Here is a 4,701-nt window from a genome sequence, read left to right as displayed (position 1 = left end):
CACAGTTGCTGCCCGACCGTGTGGTGGCGGTTGCAAGCGGCCGTTTGCGCCATCAGCGTCATCAAAGCCTGGGTGTAGCGCAACAGCAGGCGCTGCAGTGCCCCGGCGCGGTCAAACTCGGCTTTGAGCACATGGCGATCGAGCTGGTAGGCATGGCCGGCGGTTTGCACCACAGCCGAGCTTGAAGTGGTGTCGCCCCCGGTAAAGAGCGAAATACCCACCATGCCTTCACGCCCCACACCCGCAGTTTCGGCCGAGGCGCCAGAGGCAGTGACATAGTGCAACGACACAATGGCCGTGGTGGGAAAGTAGGCATGGCGCATTTGTGTACCCGGGTCATAGAGCATTTGGCCCAGTGCCAAGGGCACCCATTGCAGGTGGGGGCTTAACAACTCAAAGTCTGCAGTTGGCAACGCCGCCAAAAGATCATTTTGGGTGGGGCTGTGGAGTGACAACATGGATTTTTCCCAGCTTTGAGTGGTTTTATGCTTGGGCTGTGAGCTCTAACCCGATGCCACGGTAGCCCACAAAACAGCTGCAACTGTTGAACATGGGCTCACCACTGACCTGAAAGGTTTGCCCGCTGCCGTCAGGCAACGTGCGGTGCAACATAAAGTCAAGAAACGGCCGTCGCGCTGCAATGGTGGCCAGCAACATGCCACGCTCAGTCTCATCCCAGCCGCCAACACGGGTGCTCTCGCTCTGGCCGTGCAGCGTGTCAACCTGAAGGCCCAGCATTTCCAGCACCGGCCCAGACACCTTGGAAAAGCTGCCCGACTCGTCTTGCTCCCAATACCAGTCGGTGGCCAGCTCGGTCAAACTGCGAAAGCGTGCCTCGCTCTCGCGCAGCTCGGCAGTGCGCTCGGCGACTTTTTCTTCCAGCAGGTGGTTGAACTCAGCCAATTTTTTGTACAGCAGGCGCACTTCAAGCATGTTGTGAATGCGGGTTTTGACCTCAATCAGGTCAAACGGTTTGCTGATGAAATCTTTGGCACCGGCTTGCAAGGCGCGCAACTTGTGGCCGGGCTGGGCCGTGAGCACAATCACCGGCAGGTAAGGGTCAGAGATGTTGGTTTTCAGGCCTTCCATGACCTGAAAACCGTCCATCACTGGCATTTGCAGGTCAAGCAAAATCAGGTCAAACGCGTGCTTGCGATGCAGCGCGCACACCTCTTGCGGGTTCATGCAACTGGTCAAGCGCGAGTAGCCAACCTCTGACAGCAATTGGGTCAGCAAAAGCACATTGGCTTCCTGGTCGTCCACAATCAAAATGTTCGCATTGAGGATATCGACAGTCACTGGCATGATGGTTTCCTAAAAAATTGAAGCTTGAGCCTACGTCAAAAACACAGGTTGCACCGCGCTTGGGCTGGCTACTTCTCGCTACGCCGTGCGCATGGGTCTATTTTTGTCATGCATGTGTTTGGCATCTGTACGCTTGCGCACAGACCGGCGTCTGAAAGCCCCTAAAAATAGAACTTCGCCCATGCGGTTGTGCCAGTCACATCCACACGATTCAACCCCTGACTATTTTTGGAGAAATTTCTCATGAACTCAACTCATCAAACCCTTTCCCTGACCGTGGCGGCCTTGCTGGCTGCACTCAGCCTGGGCGGCTGCGCCGGTATGACGCAGCAAGAACGCGGCACCGCCACCGGTGCCGTGATTGGCGGCGTGGCTGGCAATGTGGTGGGCGGCGGCCTGCTGGGCACAGCTGCAGGTGCTGCCGTAGGTGGTGTGATTGGCCACGAAGTGACCAAGCAAAAATAACTTTGCCATCGAGCCTGGCTTCAAGGTGCAAGTGAATGCCAGCGCCAAATGGCGTGGAACAACACCCCGGTTTGCGGCAACGCATCAGGGGTGTTGTGTCAGGCCACTTTCTTCAAGAGGGCGTGACGGTGCGGCACAGTGCCAAGTCAGCCTTGATTTGACCCCATAAATTGGCAAAAGCTTTGCGCTGCTGTGGCTCACGCGCCATGCGAAAGCAAACCACGGCCAAAGCCAGGGGCAGCAGGGGCACCACAAGAAGCGCCCACGCCCACGGGTTGCCCACCAGCGACGTCACCGCCCACAGCATGACGGCCATGCCACCCAACAGCAAGGCTGCGCCCAGACTCCCCAACGCAACCACCCGCAGCGTGAGCTGGCGTTGCCACGCGCTGCGCGCCAGCTCAAGCTCTTCATGAAACAACACGGCATAAGCCTGTGCATGGTCTGCCAGCAGCTGGGGCTGGCTGGTCAGCAGGGCAAGCAAGGGGTGCATCACAGCAGTCCGCAGGCGTGGCGTTAACGGGTCTGGCGGGTGTGGCTGACCAGGCTGATGAGTGCCATCAGAGCAGCACCGGTGGCGGCAGCAATCAACACCGACTTGACCGGGTCGTGCTTGATGTAGGCCACCGTGCTCTCAGAGGCCTGCTCGGCCGTGCGCCGCATGTGGTGGGTGGTGTCGAGCACGCCATCCAAGCCGCGCTTGGCCAAGGCGCTGGCCTGAGCCTGGGCTCTCTCGGCCATGGGCAACGCTTGGTGACTCAGGTTTTGCAGGGCATCGGTCAGGGTGTCAAGCGCATCGCTGGCCGCTTGCTGGGTGGTCTTGATGGCTTGTTGAGCCGTCTCGGCAGCATCGTCCATGAGGCTGGTGGGGGTGTCTACAGTTTTTTTGAGAAGCATGGTGCGGCTTTCTTTGGGTTAAATATGAGTCTTATCGCGAGCCAAAGCCAGCGACAGATTCAGGTTAAAAGAAAGACGCGCCACCGTCTGTGCGCTTGCGCACGCTCACGCGCACTGGTGGTGTTCTACCCCAGCAACACCATCAACTCTGGCCCCATGGTTTCCCAGCTGGCCAAGTCAATGCTCTCGGCCGTCTCGGGTAAACCCGCTTGCACAGCCATGGCGCGGGGCCAAGCGGCTTGCAGCTGCGCCGGGGCAGCCCCCTCTGAAACTTGCGCCCGCCACACGGCCAGCTGCACCAAGCCCGCCCAGCGCACAGGGGCCGAATCTTTGGCCAGTGCCGTGCTGCCCGCTGGCTCGGCCACCAGCGAGAGCACTTGGGCAAACACAGCGGGCAGTTGCCAGTGGGCGGTGAGCTTGGCACTGGCATCGGTGTAGGCATAGCCCAGGGTCAAGCGCTCGCAGACCCAGCGTTGCAGCTCGAACGGGCTGGTTTGGGCATCCAGCTTGGCCATCAGCTCGGGCTCGGCCAGGCGCATGGGCAGCATGCCAAGACCTTGCAGCAGACCCAGCAGGTAGGCCAACTCTGGGTCTGCGCCAGCCAACCCGGCCCAGTGTCTGGCCGCCACGGCACAGCGCAGGTTGTGCTGCCAAAAGCGTTTGCTCCAGTCGGCGGGCAGTTGCGGGCAGCAGCTCATCAGCCCAACGCTGATCACCAGCGTGCGCACATTCACCCAACCCAGCAGCTGCACGGCTTGGTGCAAGGTGCTGATGGCCTGAGGGCGTTGGTAGTGGGCTGAATTGGCCAGGCGCAGCAGCTTGGCGCTGAGCACCTGGTCTTGCCCAATCAGGTGGGCTAATTGGTCAGCGCGCAGGTCTTCGCTCTGAAAACTGGCCAGCAACTGCTGCACCACTTGCGGCAGCACTGGCAAGGCCAAGCTGCGCTGAAACAAATCGTCAAGCGTCATGAAGGGTTATCCCCGGTGGTGGCAAGGGTTGCCAGGTACGCGGTAACAAGCGCTTGCACCGGTGCCAACGCAGGAGCCAGTTGGCTACACAAGGGGGTGCAAGCGGCGGCATCGGCAGCGCGGCTGGCGGCTTCCAGCTGCTGGCACAACTCGCCCAAGGCCAGCGCCCCGACCGAGCGCGAGGCTGATTTGAGCGTGTGCGCCACCAGCGTGAGCGTGGGCCAATCTGCCGCGTCGCAGGCCACCGTCATTTGCGTGCACTGCGCTTGGGCGTTGAACAAAAACTTGTCCAACAGCTTGCGGTGCAGCGCGGGGTTGTGCCCCACCAGCTCTGGCAGGGTGTTTGGATTCCATACATCAAATTGGCCTGTAGCACTTGCTGCACCTGCGCTAATAGCTATGATTTTTGTATTTTCTTGAGGCGGCTTGGGCAATGGCAACCACTTGTCTAGCAAGCCTGCCAGCTCGCGCATGCGCAAAGGTTTGCTCAGGTAGTCGTCCATGCCGCGGGCACGGCAGCGCTCGGCTTCGCCCTGCATGGCGTTGGCGGTGATGGCCACAATGGGCAGCCGCTTGCCCGCAGGCTCGGCTTGGCGAATGGCCGCGGTGAGCTCAAAACCGTCCATCACAGGCATGTGGCAGTCGGTCAACAGCAGGGCATAGCGGCCGCTGCGCCACATGGCCAAGGCTTGTGCGCCATCAGGTGCCACCTCGGACGCATAGCCCAGCAGGCGCAACTGCTCTTGCATCACATCGCGGTTGGTTTCGTTGTCTTCGGCCACCAAAATCAGCTGGCCGCGGCGGGCAGCCTCATCGGCCAAGGGCGCCGGCGGCGCTGGCTGGGTGCCTTGGGAATGGTGTTGCACCAGGTCAGTCACCTTGAGACGGCCGCAGGCGACCCCCACAGCTTGCAGCAACTCGTGGTAGAGCACCGGCGCCGCCAGCACTTCAATGCCGTGCGCCAGCATGCCACTGCGGCCGCGGCGCACCAGCCGCACCACTTGCGGGTGGTCTTGCCACATGCGCTGCTCTTGTGCCTCGGTGGCCGCGTCTTTGGGGCTAGACA

7 protein-coding genes are annotated in these 4,701 nt (G+C 60.9%); 1 reads left to right on the top strand and 6 read right to left on the bottom strand.

Annotation, left to right across the window (positions count from 1 at the left end; all coding sequences use genetic code 11):
- Both PHT20_RS16265 and PHT20_RS16260 read right to left on the bottom strand, forming a co-directional pair.
- Positions 1 to 458, bottom strand: a 458-nt coding sequence (locus PHT20_RS16265) for a Crp/Fnr family transcriptional regulator (RefSeq protein ID WP_301021350.1), incomplete at its 3' end; no start/stop codon positions are given.
- Between the two features lie 25 nt (positions 459 to 483).
- Positions 484 to 1,305, bottom strand: a complete 822-nt coding sequence (locus PHT20_RS16260) for a response regulator (RefSeq protein WP_301021349.1) — start codon at positions 1,303 to 1,305, stop codon at positions 484 to 486.
- A 243-nt stretch (positions 1,306 to 1,548) separates the two neighbouring features.
- Between PHT20_RS16260 and PHT20_RS16255 the strand changes: the two genes are divergently transcribed.
- Positions 1,549 to 1,770 (top strand): glycine zipper 2TM domain-containing protein, encoded by a 222-nt coding sequence (locus tag PHT20_RS16255; protein ID WP_300080963.1) that lies wholly within the window; start codon positions 1,549 to 1,551, stop codon positions 1,768 to 1,770.
- 112 nt (positions 1,771 to 1,882) lie between these two features.
- Here the strand turns inward: PHT20_RS16255 and PHT20_RS16250 are convergent, their stop codons facing one another.
- The 4 genes from PHT20_RS16250 to PHT20_RS16235 form a co-directional block, all read right to left on the bottom strand.
- The gene (locus PHT20_RS16250) at positions 1,883 to 2,263 is read right to left on the bottom strand and encodes a phage holin family protein (protein ID WP_301021348.1); all 381 of its coding nucleotides are present in this window, start codon (positions 2,261 to 2,263) and stop codon (positions 1,883 to 1,885) included.
- A 23-nt stretch (positions 2,264 to 2,286) separates the two neighbouring features.
- A complete protein-coding gene (locus PHT20_RS16245; RefSeq protein WP_301021347.1) occupies positions 2,287 to 2,667 on the bottom strand; it encodes a hypothetical protein in 381 nt (126 codons plus the stop codon).
- A 125-nt stretch (positions 2,668 to 2,792) separates the two neighbouring features.
- Positions 2,793 to 3,635, bottom strand: coding sequence for an HDOD domain-containing protein (locus tag PHT20_RS16240; protein WP_300080971.1), 843 nt, complete (start codon positions 3,633 to 3,635; stop codon positions 2,793 to 2,795).
- A partial coding sequence (locus PHT20_RS16235) for a response regulator (protein ID WP_301021346.1) occupies positions 3,632 to 4,701 on the bottom strand: 1,070 nt, incomplete at its 5' end. The genes PHT20_RS16240 and PHT20_RS16235, both read right to left, overlap by 4 nt.

Source organism: Rhodoferax sp., from assembly GCF_028715765.1.
In the GTDB taxonomy this organism is placed as follows: Bacteria; Pseudomonadota; Gammaproteobacteria; order Burkholderiales; family Burkholderiaceae_C; genus Rhodoferax.
This window is presented reverse-complemented; position numbering and strand designations above follow the sequence as displayed.